This is a genomic window from Clavibacter michiganensis (genome assembly GCF_002151125.1).
GTDB lineage: Bacteria > Actinomycetota > Actinomycetes > Actinomycetales > Microbacteriaceae > Clavibacter > Clavibacter michiganensis_C.
In genome coordinates this window covers 66,981-83,350 of sequence record NZ_MDJZ01000003.1, presented here as the reverse complement: position 1 = coordinate 83,350, position 16,370 = coordinate 66,981, and the positions used below count along the sequence as shown (strand labels likewise).

The following is a 16,370-nucleotide window of genomic DNA, read 5'->3' as shown; positions in this document are numbered from 1 at the left end:
CCGCGATCGGAGTCACGTGCAGAGGATCCTCGGTGGCGTGCGCCTGGCCGCCGCGCTCGTCGTGGTGGTCGCGCTCATGGCGGACTTCGACTACGTCCAGGGCTTCACGACCTTCGCGGCCGAGAACTGGTTCAGCTACTTCACGACGCAGAGCGCGATGGCCGGGGTCGTCGTGCTCGCCGCGTCCGGCGTGCACGCGCTCCGCGGCGGCGTCGAGCCGCCGCTCATGGCCGCCGTGCGCGCCGTCGTGCTCGGCTACATCGTGGTCTCGGGGGTGGTGTTCGGGCTCATCGTGCTGGAGGCGAGCTCGCAGGCGTACTACGTCGAGGTGCCGTGGTCGAGCCGGCTGCTGCACTTCGTGATCCCCGCGTACGCGCTCCTCGACTGGACGTTCGCGCCGGGGCGCCCGCGCGTCACGTGGAAGGCCGTCGGGTGGGCGATGCTCTTCCCCGTGGCCTGGTGCGCGTTCACGGAGTACCGCGGGCCGCGCGTCGGCTGGTACCCGTACTTCTTCCTGGATCCCGCGCAGGTCGGGGTCCCGCTGGGGATCGCCGCATGGCTGGCGCTCGTGGCCGGCGTGCTCGCGGCGGTCTCCGCGCTCGTCGTGGCGCTCAGCCGCGTGCGGCCGGCGGAACCCGGACCGCGGGGCGGGGCCCGCCCGGGAGGCGGGGACCCGGACGACGCGGCCGTCGCGCCTGGGCACGAGCCGGCCTCGGCGGACGCGTCGCCGCCCACGGACGCGTCGCCGGCGCCCCCGCGCGCGACGGCGGCCGCCGAGCGCTGAGCCGCCGCCGACTCCGGACGGGCGGATGCGCGCGTGCGAGCCTGGGTGCATGACCGCTCCCGACGACGCCCGGGCCCCCGACGACGACCGCCCCGCCCTCGAGCTGCGCTGGCCGACCGTGATGACCGACGGCGGCGACGCGGAGGCCCCGGTCGTCGACGTCGTGAACGTCGGCGCCGAGCGGTGGATCCCACGGGAGGGCGACGCCTTCGTCGCGATCGGCGCGTTCACGGAGCCCGGCGCACCCGTTCCCGGCATCTCCTTCGCCGTCACGGGCGGACCGCGGGGCGCGGTGGCGCTGGATCCCGGCGACAGCACGCGCGTGCCCGTCGCGATCCCGGCCGGCGACTGGGCCGAGCTGCGTCCGGGCCCGCACGACCTCCACGCGGCGCTCGTCCTCCCCGCGCGCCCGTCAGGGCGGACCCCTCCGCGTGACCGTCACGGCCGAGGCGATCGCGCGTCGCCGCCCCGTCGCCAGGTCGGGACGGCCGCCGACGGACTCCGACATGCGCCGGTCGTACGACGCGCGCATCGCGTGGCTGCGGACGCGCGTCGCCGCCGCGGACGCGCTCGGGCCCCTCGTGGCGGAGCTGGCAGGGGTCGCCTCCCGCGCGGACGCCGTGGCGCGGATCCGCGGGCTGCTCGACCTCGACGAGGAGCACGCCCAGCTCCTTCTGCATGCGCAGCTGCAGGACCTCCTGCGGTACTCGGCGGAGGCGACCCGCCGGGAGGTCGCCGAGGCCGTGCTGCGGCGGGACGCGCTCGGGCCGGAGCCCGCGGAGGACGTGGATCCGGCCTAGGGCGTCGGGGTCGCGCTCGGGTCGGGCTCGGGGGTGGCGGTGGGCGTCGCGACGAGCTCCGGATCCGCGAACGGGACGAGCGTGCGCAGGGCAGCCGCCCGCAGCGCCTGGTCGTCCATGGCCGCGACCCGCTCCGCCGCCGCCGCGCCCACCTCGGCCATGAGCACGGGCTCGCCCGAGATCGGCATCAGGTTGTACCAGCGCGTGAAGCTGCCGCCGGCGTCGTAGGAGGTCCAGACGGTGGCCGCCGTCGACCAGAACGGCTCGTCGAAGCGCAGCCAGATCCGGTCCGCGCGGCCGGGGCCGAGCGCCCGGATGGCGACGTCGTGCGCGGACGGCAGCGCGGGGTCGAACGCGATCGCGCCCTCCTGCAGCACGCCGAGCGGCACGGTGACGACGACGCGGTCGACCGAGAGCGACTCGCCGGATCCGAGCCGCAGCCCCACCCGGCCGTCGCCGTACGCGATGCGCGACACGGTCGACTCGCGCAGCACGTCGATGTCCTGGTCGCGCAGGAGGTGCTGCACGAGGCCCGCGAACCCGCCCGTGACGGCGACGTTCCCGACGGGCGCGGGCTCGTCGAGGCCGTGGGAGCCCGAGAGCTCCTCCGGCGTCGCGCCGTGGGCGATCGCGACGTCCGTCGCGAGGAGCGCGGCCAGGTGGGAGGCGGGAGAGCCGGCGCCGCCCTCGGCGGACAGCGCGTCGCCGCCGGTCTCCCGCAGGGCCGCCGCGAGGCTCACGGCTCCGGGCTGCGCGAGGGCCCACGCGCGCGCGGAGGCGAGGGCGTCGGACCCGGCGCTCGACGGATCCAGCACCTGGCCGTCGGGGCCGCGGTCTTCCGCGATGAGCGCGAGCCCGTACCGTGCGATGCCGGCCGCCTCGATCCCGTCGCGGAGCAGGTCGTCGCCGTCGGCGGCGATCCACAGCGCGCCGAGCTCCGCGGGGTCCGGCCAGTCGGTGCCGCCGGCTGCGCGGATCCGGCCGCCCAGCTCCGCGCGCGCCTCCACGAGGACGACGTCGTGGCCGGCGTCGCGGAGGGCGCGGGCGGCGGTCGTGCCCGCGATGCCGGCGCCGACGACCGCGACGCGCTCGGATCCGGCGCCGGCGCGGTCCACCTCCGCGGCGGCCCGCAGCCCGGACGCGTAGGCCCCCGCCACCGTGCCGGGGCGATCCGCGCTCGTGGCCTCGCCGGCGAAGAAGACGCGGTCCTGGATCGGGCGGGCGAGCGCCTCGCGGTCGGCGCTCGTGGCGCCGGGACGGAGGAAGCTGCCGGATCCGCGCGCGAAGGGGTCGCCGGCCCAGTCGGAGCGCGCGAAGGCGACGGGCTCCGGGAGGCCCGCCGCACCGACCGTCGGGGTGGGTGTCGGCGTGGGCGACGCGGTCGCCGTCGGGGTCGCGGGCGTCGGCGTCGTCCGCGTGCACGCCGCGAGCCCGAGGAGCGACAGCCCCGACACGGACGCGGTGAGGAGGGTGCGGCGGGAGATCGACATGCTCGGGCCAGCGTACCGGGGAGCCGTCGCCTAGGGTCGGATCATGCCTTCCGACGCAGCCGCTCCGTCCGGCGGATCCGGCGCGTCCGCCTCGTCCGGCGCGCAGGCCGCGGTCCGCGTGGACAGCTGGCTCTGGGCGGTGCGCGTCTACAAGACCCGGTCGCAGGCCACCGCCGCCTGCCGGGCCGGGCACGTGCGGGTGGGCGACGAGCGCGCGAAGGCGTCGCAGTCGGTGCGGCCGGGTGACGAGGTGCGCGTGCGGATCTCGGGCGCCGAGCGGATCCTCGTGGTGCGCCGCACCCTCGTGAAGCGCGTGGGACCCGCGATCGCCGCCGAGGCGATGACCGACCTCACTCCCCCGCCGCCGCCGCGCGAGGCCGCGCCCGCGACGATCGTGCGCGACCGCGGCGCGGGGCGTCCGACGAAGCGCGACCGGCGCGAGATCGAGCGGCTGCGCGACCCCGACGGCGTGCGCGGGCGCTGACCGTCGCGGGCGCGAGGCGGACGCGATCCGGGACCGGCGGCCTCAGAGCCCCGCGTCGGCGGCGCGACGCGCGTGCGCGAGCTCGTCGAGGATCCGCGCCCGGAGCGCGTTCGACCGCTCCGCGAACCCGCGCTGCTCGGCCGCGTACCGCGCCTTGCCCGCCGGCTCCTCGATGCGCACGGCCTCGAGGCCGAGGCCGGACACGTCGTACGGGCTCGCGCGCATGTCGAGCGAGCGGATGTCGCGGGCCAGCTCGAACGCGTCGAGGAGCACCTCGCCGGCGACGAGCGGGCCGAGCTTGGTCGCCCACTTGTAGACGTCCATGCCGGCGTGCAGGCACCCGGGCTGCTCGAGGTCCGGCTGCGTCTCGCGCGTCGGCGCGAGCGCGTTCCGCGGCACCGCCTCGGGCGTGAAGAAGCGGAACGCGTCGATGTGGGTGCAGGCGAGCCTGTGCGCCTCGACGACCTCGTCGGTGGCGGCGGATCCGAGGCGCAGCGGCAGCCGCTCGTGCCGCTGCTCGCCGGGCCCGACCCTGTAGACCATCGCCCACTCGTGCAGGCCGAAGCAGGAGAAGCGGCCGGGGCGCGCGGCGGTGCGGCCGAGGATCCGCTCGACGAAGGACGCGGTGGATCCGCGGGCCCGGAGGTACGCGGACGCGTCGACCCGCAGGCCGCCGGCCGTGCGCTCGGCGTCCGCGACGTACCAGCGCCAGGCCGCGCGCTCGTCATCGGCGGCGTCGGCGAGCACGGCGCCCGCGCCCGGGTGCCAGCGCCGGAGGAGCGACGGCTTGTGCGGGTAGTAGGTGAAGAGGAAGTCGTCGACCTCGTGGGTGCGGCCGGCGAGGCGGCGGGCGCGGAAGCCCGCGGAGAACGCGTCGGCCCGCTCCGCGTGACGGCCGGCGCGGTCACGCCAGACCACGGGATCGAGCACCTCCGCGACAGGCCGCTCCCCCGCGTCGGCAGGCGCGCCCGGAGGCACGTCGGCCGGTGCGTCCGCCGGCCCGTCGGCCGGTGCGTCCGCCGGCCCGTCGGCCGGGGAGTCCGCCGACGGAGCGGGGCGGAGGTGGGCGGCGGGGATCACCTGACGAGGCTACCCGCGGTCCCGGACGCGTCGGCCGTCGACGGGCGCCCGATCCGGCCCCGGCGGCGGCCTCCGCCCCGTTAGCATGAGCGCATGGATGACGACTCCCTTCTCACGCCTCCCGGCGTCGCCGGCTACACGATCACCGAGATCGTCGAGAGCGAGTCGGGCGGCGAGCCCCTCTTCATCTCCGCGATCCACCTCGACGGCGAGCACGTCGCCAACTGGATCTCCACCGACCTCGACGAGGACGACGGCATCGTCGCCGACCTCGACCACGCGTACGGCGGCCCGGCCACCGACCGCATGTTCCGCCAGGCCGCGGCGATCTTCCCGGACGCCGTGCTGTCCGAGATCCTCCCCGAGCTCGTGAGCTTCCTCTGGGTCGTGGCCGACGTCGCGGGCGTCGCCGACGACCAGGACCTCGACTTCGAGGCCGCCATCCGCGTGGTCGCCGCCGAGGGCGACCTCGACGCCCAGGACCGCGACCTGCTCGGCCGCCTCGAGAGCCTGCCGCGCATCGACTGATCGCCGCCCGCCGCACGACCGGAGCCCCGCCCGCCCTGACGCGCGCGGGGCTCCGGCGTACGGTCGAGGGATGAGCGACTCCGACATCGATCCCCTGTCCACCGTCCAGGGCGCCCCCGGCGTCACGCAGTCCGTGCCCGGCGAGGGCGACTCCGACGCGAGCGTCGGCGGCACCGTGCCGGACGGCGAGAGCATCCAGCACGTCGACGACGACGAGGCGCCCGGCGACGGCGGGCTGTCCAGCGGCGGCGACTCCCTCGGATCCGACGAGGACGCGGCCGACACCGCGGGCGGTGCGGGCGACGCGCCGACGGACCTGCCCGCCTGATCCACCCGCACGTCCGAGGGCCCGCCGCGATCGTCGCGGCGGGCCCTCGTGCGTGCCGGGGCGCCGCGTCAGCCCGCGGCGGGCCCGAGCAGCGTCAGCCGCTCGCGGAGGAGCGCGCGGACGGCGTAGGGATCCGCGACGCTGAGGCGTCCCTCCTCGGAGACGCCGTCGCGCAGCACGAGCGGCAGCACCGAGCGGCGGACGACGAGCGCGCCCCGGTTCCGGCCGCGCTCCACCCGCTCGACGGGCTGCGCGAGCGCGTCGTCCGGGACGACGACCACGGCGGCCGCGAAGCGCACGCCCGCAGAGGCCGCGAGCGACCGGGCGGCGCCGACCAGCCACGTCACGGGCGCGTCGCCCGGCGCGAAGGCGCCGTCGGGATCCGGCACCACGGGCTGCAGCTCGCCGCGCACGAGCTGGACGCCGGCGCCCCAGTCCTCGGAGCTGAGCGCGAAGAGACCCGCGGGCGCGAGAACGACGTGGTCGACCTTGCCCGCGCCGTCGAGCGGGCGCACGTCGTGGAAGATCGTGGCGCCCATGCCGAGCGAGGCCGCGGCGCGCGCGGTCGCCTCCTCGGCGAGGGCCTTCGCGAGCAGCCAGCGGACGTCGCGCGGGGCGCGGCGCACCAGCTCGGGCGACCAGGGGTCCACGCCGAGGTCGGCGCCCGGCGCGACGCCCTGCCACGCGGCCACGCGGTCGAGGTAGTGGGCGCGGGCGAGCGCGCCCGCGACGCCGTGGACGGCGGCGCCCAGGCGGGTGCCGGATCCGGGCGCGGGCGCGTACCCGGCGTCGTCCGGGCCGAGCGGGTCGTCGTCCACGGCGGACGAGCGGCCCTGCCCGCGGTCGTAGGCGGCGCGGTCGGCGGGATCCCCGACGAGCTCCCACGCGCGCTGCACCGCGTGGAACAGGTGGGCCTCGCCGCCCGTGTCCGGGTGGGTGGCGCGGACGAGCCGGCGGTACGCGGCGCGGAGGGCGGTGGTGCCGGCCGCGGGATCCACGCCGAGCACCTCGTACGGGGTGCGGTCGGCGGGGCTGCCCGCGCGGCTCACTCCGCCGGGGTGGCCGACGACTCGGAGGCGGTGGTCGCGTCGGCGACCTCCGCCTCCCACGGCGCCGGGATGCCGTAGTAGCGCTCGAGGAAGTCCTGCACGCGCGCCTGGCGCTCGTCGGCCGGCACCTCCGGGAAGGAGCCGTCGTTGAGGCAGAAGAAGTCCTGCGACCGGCGCTTGAGGAGGCCGGGGAGGAGATCCAGCCCGGCGCGCGACGTGGTGTCGACGTAGGTGACCTTGGCGCTCTCCTGCTGCACGGCCCGCGCGGTCATCTGCGCGTAGTAGTGGTACAGCGAGTTGGTGACCGAGATGTCCGTGCTCGAGCGGAAGCGGCTGAGCTGCGTGCGGTGGAAGTCCTCCGCGAACTCCCGCTCGAGCTCCAGCAGGACGCTCTTGCGCAGCGGCGTGGCCGCGTGCTCGAGGTGGCGCGTGATGAGGCGGCCGAAGCGGTCCATGAGGAGGCGCCGGTTGACGCGCGCGGAGTTCTCGAAGCCGCTGCGGTCGGAGTCGTTGTCGCCCAGGCCGATGCGGGTGGACGCCTCGATGAACTTCGTGATGCCGCCGGGCGAGAAGAACATGCCGGGCTGCACGGGGCGGCCGAAGAACATGTCGTCGTTCGAGTAGAGGAAGTGCTCGCTGAGCCCCGGGATGTGCTGCAGCTGCGACTCGACGGCCTGCGAGTTGTGCGTGGGCAGGGCGGCGGGATCCGTGAAGAACTCCTCGCTGCGCACGAACGTGACGCCCGGGTGGTCGGCCAGCCAGGCCGGCTTCGGGGAGTCGGTGACGATGAAGATCCGCCGCACCCACGGCGCGAACAGGTACACGGAGCGGAGCGCGTACTTCAGCTCGTCGATCTGGCGGAAGCGGGCCTCGGAGTCGTCGCCCTCGCCGACCACGACGTCCTTCATGCGCTCGGCACGGCGCTTCTGGAACTCGGGGTCGTTGCCGTCGACCCAGGAGAAGACCATGTCGATGTCGAAGGTGATGTCGGACGCCTGCGCGTCGAACATGCCGCGGAGCGTCTTCCACTCGTGGCCGTACATCTCGACCGTCGCCGGCACGACCTCGGCGGCGGGGAGGATCTCGCGCGTGAGCGAGTTCTCGACCGGCCACACGATGGTCTCGCCCTCGAAGCGGAAGAACTGCAGCTCGACCGCGGTGGACGCCCCGTAGGCGAGGAGGCCCTCCGGCTCGATGCGCGGGCGGTAGAGGCGGAAGATCCCGGCGTCGGGGTTGTCGGTGAGGCGACCGTCGGCGACCAGGAGCGGCGGGCGGCGGCGGCCGTCGACGGTCTTCGCGTAGAGGGGCTCGTCGGCGCACGCGGCGACGAGGGCGCGGACGACGGTGTCGCGGTTCTGCACGTCGATGGCGATGACCGGGCGCTCGTCGTTGCCGCGGATGAGCCAGAAGTCGATGCCGGTCGCGAGGAGCGCGTCCCGGATGAAGAGGAGGTCCGTCACGAGCGCCTGGTGGGGCGTGAGCGTGCGGTTGACGAGGGTGGCGAGGCCCTTGCGGACGAGGACGTCCGGGCGGTGGTGCGTGGTGGGCCACGTGGCGGGCGCGGGCGCGACCGCGTCGTCCTGGCGGGAGTACTCCTCCTCGCTGGTGGCGGGATCGACCGTCGGCTCGAGCGCTACGTTGAACTGCCGTGCGCTGCCCGCCATGGATCATCCCCTTGTCACTGCTCGTGTGCTGTCGCCCGACCCGGTGGGTGGCGACGGATCATTCTACCGAGCGTCGGGGCGCGCCCCCGGTCGGGGGCGCTGGCCGGATCACCCCTCCACGTTCGCGGCCGGGAGGGCGTCGACCTCCCAGACCACCGGGGCCTCGAGGTAGGGGTGCGTCGCGGGATCCGGCGTCTCGAGGATCGCCCGCGGGACGTCGTGCCAGCGCAGCTCCGCGAGCTCCTGGCCGACCGGGACCGCGTAGACGACGCACTCGAGGCGCTCCTCGATGTCGTGGCCGTCCTCGAGGCGGAGGTCCGGCACCTCGTACGGGCACTCCGCGGCCGCGCTGATGCCGCCCAGCTGGCGCTGGATGATGTCGACCTCGGTGCCGTCGGCGAGGAACGGGCGGAGGACGGGACCGTTCTGCGGCCCGCGCTCGCCCTCGAGGAAGCGCGTCTGGACGAACGCGAAGAACGGGATCCGGTCGGCGAAGCGCGCGCCGTCCTCGTAGCCGGACCAGTAGGTGGGCTGGCCCTCGGCGACGCCCAGCACGGACGTGGCGACCACGGGACCGGCCGTGCCCTCGGCGTCGGCGCTCGGGAGCGCGACGACCTCGCCCGCGGCGACGCGCTGGCCGGGGGCGGCCGCGGGCACCTCGCCGTCGATGGCCACGGCGTCGAACGGCGGGGCGGGCGGGCCGTCGGGACCGAAGGAGCAGCCGGCGAGGAGCAGGGACGCGGCGAGCGCGGATCCGGTGGCGGCGAGCGCGGCGCGACCGCGGGATCGACGGCGACGGCGGGCGGCGCTGGCGGTGGTGCGGATGCTCATGGTCTCCCCGGGTCTCCCCCCGAGGGTGGCAGCCGGACCGCGGCCGCGGCAAGTCGGGGGCGCCCCGGCGGGGGCGGGCAGCGGCGGATGCGAGGATCGCTGTCACACGCCCACGCACGACCGCGCTCCCGGAGGATCCGCGGCCGTCGACCGGGACGCCCTCAGAGGAGGCCCATGGACCAGCCGACCGTCCGCTCCGTCGTGCCCGCCCGGACACGGGACGACCTCGCCGCGCTGGGGCCGGCCGTGGCGGCGCTGGCGGGCGGATCCGGCATCTTCGCGGAGCCGCACCCGCACCTCACGGGCCTCGTCGACCTGCACGCGCTCGGCTGGGAGCCGCTCGTCGTCACGGACGAGGGGCTCGAGATCGCGGCGACCTGCACCATCGCCCAGGTCGCCGGGATCGCGCCGCGGGAGGGCTGGCGAGCGCACCCGCTGTTCCTGCAGACCTGCACGGCGCTGTTCGGGTCGACCAAGATCTGGCGGGTCGCGACCGTGGGCGGGAACATCTGCTCGGCGCTCCCCGCGGGACCGATGACGGCGCTCGCGGCCGCCCTCGACGCCGATGCGCTGATCTGGCGGGCGGCCACGGCCGACCGACCGGCGCGCGACGAGCGCATGCCCGTGGCGCAGCTCGTCACCGGCGACCGCACCACCGCGCTCGACCCGGGCGACGTGCTGCGGTCGATCCACGTGCCCGCGGCGTCGCTGCGCGCCCGGACGGCGTTCCGGAAGATCGCGCTGTCGCCCCTCGGCCGCTCCGGGTCCGTCGTGATCGGCCGGCTCGACGAGGACGGCGCGTTCGCGCTCACCGTGACCGGGGCCACCCTCCGGCCGGAGCAGCTGCGCTACCCGGAGCTTCCCGCGGCGGATGCGCTCGCCGAGGACGTGCGGGCGATCGGATCCTGGTTCACCGACGCGCACGGGGCCGCCGACTGGCGCCGGGCCGTGAGCGCGCTGCTGGCGGAGGAGATCCGCTCCGAGCTGGCGGGCGACGCGGCGGGCGCAGGAGACGGCCCGCCCTCCGGCGAGCGCGGCACCCCGGACGGCGCCGCGGCCACGACGACGGCAGGAGCACGCGCGTGAGCATGACGGTGGACGGACACGAGATCCCGGGAGAGCCGGCGCCCGGCCAGAGCCTCCGCACCTGGCTGCGGGAGCACGAGGTGTTCAGCGTGAAGAAGGGCTGCGACTCGGGCGACTGCGGCGCGTGCTCGGTGCTCATCGACGGGGAGGCCGTGCACTCGTGCATCATGCCGGCGTTCCGGGCCGAGGGCCGGGAGGTCACGACGGCGGCGGGGCTCGGGACGCCGGGCGACCTGCATCCGGTGCAGGAGCGGTTCGTGGCGGCGGCCGGGTTCCAGTGCGGGTTCTGCACGCCCGGCATGGTGGTCACGGCGGCGTCCCTCGACGACGCGGACCTCGACGACCTCCCGCGCCTCATGAAGAGCAGCCTCTGCCGGTGCACGGGGTACCGGGCGATCGACGAGGCGATCCGCGGCGAGCACGGGGGCGCGGATCACGCGCACACGGCGGGCTGCGGCGGCGCGCGGCCCGAGGGGCTCGGGCCGGTGCGGGCGACGGGATCCACGGCCCCCGCCGCCGACCTGTCGAAGGACGAGGCGCACCGCGACGCCCGCGCCGCCGAGCGCGCGCAGACCGGCCGGGTCGGCACGTCGCTGCACGCCCCCGCGAGCGAGCGCGTCGTCAGCGGCCTCGAGCCGTACACGCTCGACGTCGCGATCCCCGGCCTCCTGCACGCGAGCCTGGTGCGGAGCCCGCACCCCCACGCGCGGATCCGCTCCATCGACACGACGGAGGCGCTCGCGCTGCCGGGCGTGCACGCCGTGCTCACCCACCACGACTCCCCCGCCACCCTCTACTCGTCCGCCCGGCACGAGGACCGCTTCGACGACCCCGACGACAGCCGCGTCTTCGACGACGTGGTGCGCTTCCGCGGGCAGCGCGTCGCGGCGGTGATCGCCGACGACGTCGGGATCGCCGAGGCGGCCGTGCGCCTGGTGCGGGTCGACTACGAGGTCCTGCCCGCCGTCTTCGACCCGGAGGAGGCGCGTCGACCGGGCGCGCCGCTCGTGCACGGCGACAAGGACCCGGCCGTCTCCCGCCTCGCCGACCCGGGGCGCAACGTCGTCGCGGAGATGCACGGCGAGCACGGCGACGTGGCGGCCGGCCTCGCCCGGGCCGACGAGGTCGTCTCCGGCACGTGGTCCACGCATCGCGTCGCGCACACGCACCTGGAGACGCACGCGACGGTCGGCTGGATGGAGGAGGGCCGCCTCGTCCTCCGCACCAGCTCGCAGGTGCCGTTCCTCGTGCAGCGCGAGATCTGCCGGCTGTTCGAGCTGGAACCGGAGCGGGTGCGCGTCTTCACGGCCCGCGTCGGCGGCGGGTTCGGCGGCAAGCAGGAGATCCTCACGGAGGACGTCGTGACGCTCGCCGTCCTCGCCACGGGCCGTCCCGTGCAGCTGGAGTTCACGCGATCCGACGAGTTCACGCTGTCGCCGGCCCGGCACCCGATGCGGGTGGCCGTCACGGTGGGTGCGACCGCCGACGGGGTGCTCACGGCCCTCACGGTCGACGTGCTCTCCGACACGGGCGCGTACGGCAACCACGGCCCCGGCGTCATGTTCCACGGCTGCAACGAGTCGGTCGCGCTGTACCGCGTGCCCGCGAAGCGCGTCGACGCGCAGAGCGTCTACACGAACAACCTCCCGTCGGGCGCGTTCCGCGGCTACGGCCTCGGGCAGGTGATCTTCGCGATCGAGTCCGCGCTCGACGAGCTGGCGCGGAGACTCGGCATCTCGGGCTTCGAGATCCGGCGGCGCAATGCCGTGGTGCCCGGCGACCCGCTGATCATCACGCACGCCGAGGGCCCCGACCTCGGCTTCGGCGGCAGCTACGGCCTCGACCAGTGCCTCGACCTCGCCGAGCAGGCCCTCGGCGACGGCGGCGGGGATCCCGTGCCCGCGGGTGACCGGTGGCTGGTGGGCGAGGGCATGGCCGCCGCGATGATCGCCACCATGCCGCCGCGCGGGCACTTCGCCGACGTGACGGTGGCGATGGACGCCGACGGCATCGTCACGGTGTCGGTCGGCACGGCCGAGTTCGGCAACGGCACCACCACGGTGCACGCGCAGCTCGCCGCGACGGCGCTCGGGACGACTCCCGACCGGATCCGCATCCGCCAGTCCGACACCGACGTCACGCGCTACGACACGGGCGCGTTCGGCTCGGCCGGCACGGTCGTCGCGGGCAAGGCCGTGCACGTCGCCGCGACCGCGCTCGCCGGCATGCTGAGGGAGGCGGCCGCCGTGCGCACGGGCATCGCCGCCGACGCGTTCGCGCTGACGCCCGACGCGCTCACGGCTCCCGACGGGACGAGCGTGCCGATCGCCGATCTCGTCGGCCCCGACGGGCTCGCCGCGGACGCGCACGAGGACGGCGCCCTGCGCTCCCTCGCGTTCAACGTGCACGCGTTCCGGGTGGCGGTGGATCCCGCGACCGGCGAGGTCCGCGTCCTCCGCTCCGTGCAGGCCGTCGACGCCGGCACGGTGCTCAACCCGGCACAGCTGCGCGGCCAGGTCGAGGGCGGCACGGCGCAGGCGCTCGGCACGGCCATGTTCGAGGAGGTGGTGCACGACGGCGAGGGGCGGATCCTCACCGATGTGCTGCGGAACTACCACATCCCCCAGCTCGCCGACCTGCCCGTGACCGAGGTGCTGTTCGCCGACACGCACGACGACAACGGGCCGCTCGGCGCGAAGTCGATGAGCGAGGCGCCCTACAACCCGGTCGCGCCCGCGCTCGCGAACGCGGTGCGCGACGCCATCGGGATCCGCCCGCACGACCTGCCGATGTCGCGCGACCGCGTGTGGCGGCTCCTCGACGGCGGCGGACCCCAGCCGCGGTTCGACAGCCCGACCACGCTCGGGGAGCGCGGGACGCGGGAGTAGCGGGCGCCGCGGGCGCCGTTGCGAGGGGCGGTGGCCGGCCGTGGCGAGGGGCGGTCAGCCGGCGGCGGCCCGGCGTCGACGGGCCAGCACGAGCATCCGCCCGACCACGCCGACGAGGAGCACGCCGACGCCCACCGCGATCGACGGCACGGGCAGCGTCGCCACGAGCACGAGGCAGCCGACGACGCCGAGCACCTGCAGCGCCTTCGCATACCGCCGGTCGGCGCGCTCCTGCGTGAAGGCGGCGGCGTTCGCGACCACGTAGTACAGCAGCACGCCGAAGGACGAGAAGCCGACGACGCCGCGAAGGTCCACCGTGAGCACGAGCGCGACGACGACCACGGCGACGGCGATCTCGGCCCGCTGCGGCACCCGGTAGCGCGGGTGCACGACGGCCAGGCCGCGCGGCAGGTCGCCCTCGCGCGCCATCGCGAGCGACGTGCGCCCGATCCCGGCGAGGAGCGCGAGCAGCGCGCCGAGGCAGGCGGCGGCCGCGCCGATCCCGACGACCGGGACCGCCCACGCCCAGCCCGCGTCGCGCACGACGTCGGCGAGCGGCGCGGTGGATCCCCCGAGCCGCGCCTCCCCGAGCACCCCCAGCAGCGTCACGGCGACGAGCGCGTACACGACGAGGGCGCCGCCGAGCGCGAGGAGGATCGCGCGCGGGATGGTGCGGGCGGGATCCCGCACCTCCTCCCCCATGGTCGCGATGCGCGCGTAGCCCGCGAAGGCGAAGAACAGCAGGCCCGCGGACTGGAGCACCCCGTAGGGCGTGGGGTCGGCCACGCCCGCGACGGGCTCCGCGGCGCCGGTCGGCCCGCCCGCGACGAGGCCGGCCACGAGCACGAGCACGATCACCGCGAGGACGACCGTGATGATCACGCGCGCCAGCCGGGCCGTGCGGGTCACGCCGAGGCAGCCGACGACCGCGAGGGCCACCACGGCGAGCGCGGCGACGGGCCGCTGCCACGCCGCGGGCACCGCGTACGCCGCGAAGGTCAGGGCCATGGCCGCGCAGCTGGCGGTCTTGCCGATGACGAACGACCAGCCCGCGAGGAAGCCCGGCCACTCGCCCAGCCGCTCCCGGCCGTAGAGGTACGAGCCGCCGGACGAGGGGTAGCGGGCGGCGAGCTGCGCGGACGCGGTCGCGTTGCAGAACGCGACGACCGCGGCGATCGCGAGCCCTGCGAGGAGGCCGCCGCCGGCCGCGCGGGAGGCCGCCGGCATGACGGCGAAGATCCCGGCGCCGATCATCGCGCCGAGGCCGAGCACGATGGCGTCGAGGAGGCCGAGGCGGCGGGCGAGCCCGGGCTGGGCGGGCGCGGCGGATGCGGCGGTCATGCGGTCTCCCCGTGGATCGGTCCGGTGGTGGTCGTCAGCGGTGCGCCCGCGGATCCGGCGCGCGCGGCCAGCACCTCGGCGAGGATCGAGACGGCCGTCTCCTCGGGCGTCGACGCGCCGATGTCGAGGCCGATGGGCGAGCGCAGGCGCCCGAGCTCGGCGTCCGTCAGGCCCTCCTCGACGAGGCGCGCGCGGCGGCGGTCGTGCGTGGCGCGGGATCCCATCGCCCCGACGAACGCCACCGGCAGGCGGAGAGCGGCGACGAGCAGCGGCACGTCGAAGCGGTCGTCGTGCGTGAGCACGCAGATCACGGTGCGGGCGTCGACCTCGGTGCGGGCCAGGTACTCGTCCGGCCACTCGGCGACGACCTCGTGCGCGGACGGGAAGCGCGCGCGGGTCGCGAAGGCGGGCCGGGCGTCGCAGACGGTGACGCGGTAGCCGAGCAGCGCGGCCGCGTCGGCGAGGGCCGCGGAGAAGTCGACGGCGCCGAAGACGAGGAGGCGCGGCGGCGGCGCGGCCACGAGGTGCAGGACGCGCAGCGGGCCGTCGGCGCAGTCGACCTCCGTGGTGCCCGAGCGTCCGGCGGCGAGGCGGGCGGCCAGTATGGCGCGGATCCGGCGGGCGGGGTCGGCGCCGATCCGCGCGTCGACCGCGGGGTCGGCGTCCGCGGCGATCCACGTGCCGGCGGCCGGTCCCTCCAGCACGAGCGCGAGCGACGCCGCGCGGCCGTCCCGGGCGTCCTCGAGGGCGGTGCGCACGGCGGCGGGGATCGGCGACCGCGCGTCGCCCGGCGGCGCCAGCTCGACGACGACCACGCCTATCCGCCCGCCGCACGTGAGGCCGACCTGGAACGCGTCGTCCTCGCTGACGCCGAACGACGTGACCCGCGGGAGGCCGTCGGCGAGCACCCCCTCGGCCACCTCCACGACCGCTCCCTCGACGCAGCCGCCGGAGATGGATCCGATGACGCGGCCCCGGTCGTCGACCGCCATCGCGGTGCCTGCCGTGCGGGGCGCGCTGCCGATCACGTCGGTGACGCACGCGACGGCGAGGCGGCGGCCGTCGGCGAGGGCGTCGAGCACCTCGGCGGCGATCTCGAGCACGGCACCTCCAGGGCGGGACGCGGGAGCGGACGGACGGACGGCGGCGACGGCGGATGCGGATGCGGATGCGCGCGGCCGGGCCCAGCCTGCCATGCGACGGGACGGGATCCGCCCGCGCGGGAGGGTACCGCCGCCGTCAAGCCCCTCCCGCCTCGTGCGTAGGCTGGGACGCGGATGCCGGGGGGATCCTCCCTAGGTGTCGCGCGCCGCATCCGGCGCCACCGAGGGGGACCCATGACGTCGACCGCACCCGATCGTCCGCAGCCGCTGTTCCGGCGGATCCGCCGCGGGTGGTACCACGCCCCCTTCGCCGTGCCGGCGCTGACGTTCGCGATCCTGGTCTTCGCGTGGCTGTCGGCGCTCGACCTCGATCGGACGTCGGTGGGCACGGGGACGGTCGTCGTGCGCGCCGTGGTCGCCCTCGCCGTCGGAGTCGCGATGGCGGGCGGGCGCCGCATCACCCGCCTGTACCACCCCGGTTCGCCCAGTGAGGTCGACGTGTCGGAGGCCGCGGAGGACGGCGCGCTGCCGCCGGGCGCGGATCCGACCGCGTGGCAGGACGCGCTCGTCCGGCGGCGGCGGCAGATCCGCCAGGAGGCGTGGGCCATCCCCGTCGCGCTCGTCCTGCTGGTCGGCCTGATCTTCCTGCCGCGGCCCGCGGAGACGAGCGTGTCCTTCGCGTACGTCGTCCTCCTGGCCCTGTTCGTCCCCTACGCCGTGTCGCTCATCGTGTCGCGCTCCCGGCGCCGCGACAGCGTGGACGCGCTGCTCGTCCCGCTCCAGGAGCAGGCGCGCGCCGACGAGGAGCGCCGCACCGGGTGGGCGCCGCCGTCGCCCGACGACCGCATTCCCCCGGCTGCTGGATGATCAGCACCGCGCGCGACGACCCGGCGCCCGACCGATCCGAGGAGCGA

15 protein-coding genes are annotated in these 16,370 nt (G+C 76.3%); 8 read left to right on the top strand and 7 right to left on the bottom strand.

Annotated elements, in window-relative coordinates; genetic code table 11:
• Positions 1–16 precede the first annotated feature (16 nt).
• Both BFL37_RS01145 and BFL37_RS14650 read left to right on the top strand, forming a co-directional pair.
• Positions 17–784 (top strand): Pr6Pr family membrane protein, encoded by a 768-nt coding sequence (locus BFL37_RS01145; protein ID WP_172403706.1) that lies wholly within the window; start codon positions 17–19, stop codon positions 782–784.
• Between the two features lie 431 nt (positions 785–1,215).
• Positions 1,216–1,584, top strand: coding sequence for a hypothetical protein (locus BFL37_RS14650; protein WP_241533801.1), 369 nt, complete (start codon positions 1,216–1,218; stop codon positions 1,582–1,584).
• On the opposite strand, the gene BFL37_RS01135 is transcribed toward BFL37_RS14650, so the two are convergent.
• Positions 1,581–3,074: a flavin monoamine oxidase family protein gene (locus BFL37_RS01135; RefSeq protein WP_086513344.1), complete on the bottom strand. Its 1,494-nt coding sequence runs from the start codon at positions 3,072–3,074 to the stop codon at positions 1,581–1,583. The two genes, BFL37_RS14650 and BFL37_RS01135, sit on opposite strands and share 4 nt — an antisense overlap.
• A gap of 43 nt (positions 3,075–3,117) precedes the next feature.
• Here BFL37_RS01135 and BFL37_RS01130 point away from each other — a divergent pair, with 43 nt between their 5' ends.
• Positions 3,118–3,558 (top strand): RNA-binding S4 domain-containing protein, encoded by a 441-nt coding sequence (locus tag BFL37_RS01130; RefSeq protein WP_086513343.1) that lies wholly within the window; start codon positions 3,118–3,120, stop codon positions 3,556–3,558.
• A gap of 42 nt (positions 3,559–3,600) precedes the next feature.
• Here BFL37_RS01130 and BFL37_RS01125 read toward each other — a convergent pair whose 3' ends face one another.
• Positions 3,601–4,536 (bottom strand): 3-methyladenine DNA glycosylase, encoded by a 936-nt coding sequence (locus tag BFL37_RS01125; RefSeq protein ID WP_086513387.1) that lies wholly within the window; start codon positions 4,534–4,536, stop codon positions 3,601–3,603.
• Positions 4,537–4,731: 195 nt separating this feature from the next.
• Here BFL37_RS01125 and BFL37_RS01120 point away from each other — a divergent pair, with 195 nt between their 5' ends.
• Complete coding sequence (locus tag BFL37_RS01120; protein ID WP_086513342.1) at positions 4,732–5,166, top strand: hypothetical protein; 435 nt, start codon at positions 4,732–4,734, stop codon at positions 5,164–5,166.
• Between the two features lie 70 nt (positions 5,167–5,236).
• Positions 5,237–5,494, top strand: coding sequence for a hypothetical protein (locus BFL37_RS01115; protein WP_086513341.1), 258 nt, complete (start codon positions 5,237–5,239; stop codon positions 5,492–5,494).
• Between the two features lie 68 nt (positions 5,495–5,562).
• On the opposite strand, the gene BFL37_RS01110 is transcribed toward BFL37_RS01115, so the two are convergent.
• From BFL37_RS01110 to BFL37_RS01100, 3 genes are all read right to left on the bottom strand, one after another.
• Positions 5,563–6,543, bottom strand: a complete 981-nt coding sequence (locus BFL37_RS01110; protein WP_086513340.1) for a J domain-containing protein — start codon at positions 6,541–6,543, stop codon at positions 5,563–5,565.
• Positions 6,540–8,207: a stealth family protein gene (locus BFL37_RS01105; RefSeq protein ID WP_086513339.1), complete on the bottom strand. Its 1,668-nt coding sequence runs from the start codon at positions 8,205–8,207 to the stop codon at positions 6,540–6,542. The genes BFL37_RS01110 and BFL37_RS01105 overlap by 4 nt, the downstream gene beginning before the upstream one ends.
• A gap of 108 nt (positions 8,208–8,315) precedes the next feature.
• Complete coding sequence (locus BFL37_RS01100) at positions 8,316–9,038, bottom strand: hypothetical protein (protein ID WP_086513338.1); 723 nt, start codon at positions 9,036–9,038, stop codon at positions 8,316–8,318.
• A 174-nt stretch (positions 9,039–9,212) separates the two neighbouring features.
• Here BFL37_RS01100 and BFL37_RS01095 point away from each other — a divergent pair, with 174 nt between their 5' ends.
• Positions 9,213–10,124 carry an FAD binding domain-containing protein gene (locus BFL37_RS01095; RefSeq protein ID WP_086513337.1) on the top strand — a complete coding sequence of 304 codons (912 nt, stop codon included), beginning with the start codon at positions 9,213–9,215 and terminating at the stop codon, positions 10,122–10,124.
• Positions 10,121–13,012, top strand: coding sequence for a molybdopterin-dependent oxidoreductase (locus BFL37_RS01090; RefSeq protein ID WP_086513336.1), 2,892 nt, complete (start codon positions 10,121–10,123; stop codon positions 13,010–13,012). The genes BFL37_RS01095 and BFL37_RS01090 overlap by 4 nt, the downstream gene beginning before the upstream one ends.
• Positions 13,013–13,066: 54 nt before the next feature.
• Here BFL37_RS01090 and BFL37_RS01085 read toward each other — a convergent pair whose 3' ends face one another.
• Both BFL37_RS01085 and BFL37_RS01080 read right to left on the bottom strand, forming a co-directional pair.
• Positions 13,067–14,353, bottom strand: coding sequence for an APC family permease (locus BFL37_RS01085; RefSeq protein WP_086513335.1), 1,287 nt, complete (start codon positions 14,351–14,353; stop codon positions 13,067–13,069).
• Positions 14,350–15,456 carry an XdhC family protein gene (locus BFL37_RS01080; RefSeq protein ID WP_086513334.1) on the bottom strand — a complete coding sequence of 369 codons (1,107 nt, stop codon included), beginning with the start codon at positions 15,454–15,456 and terminating at the stop codon, positions 14,350–14,352. Before BFL37_RS01080 ends, BFL37_RS01085 begins: the two co-directional genes overlap by 4 nt.
• A gap of 234 nt (positions 15,457–15,690) precedes the next feature.
• Here BFL37_RS01080 and BFL37_RS01075 point away from each other — a divergent pair, with 234 nt between their 5' ends.
• Positions 15,691–16,323 carry a hypothetical protein gene (locus BFL37_RS01075; protein ID WP_086513333.1) on the top strand — a complete coding sequence of 211 codons (633 nt, stop codon included), beginning with the start codon at positions 15,691–15,693 and terminating at the stop codon, positions 16,321–16,323.
• Positions 16,324–16,370: the final 47 nt, after the last annotated feature.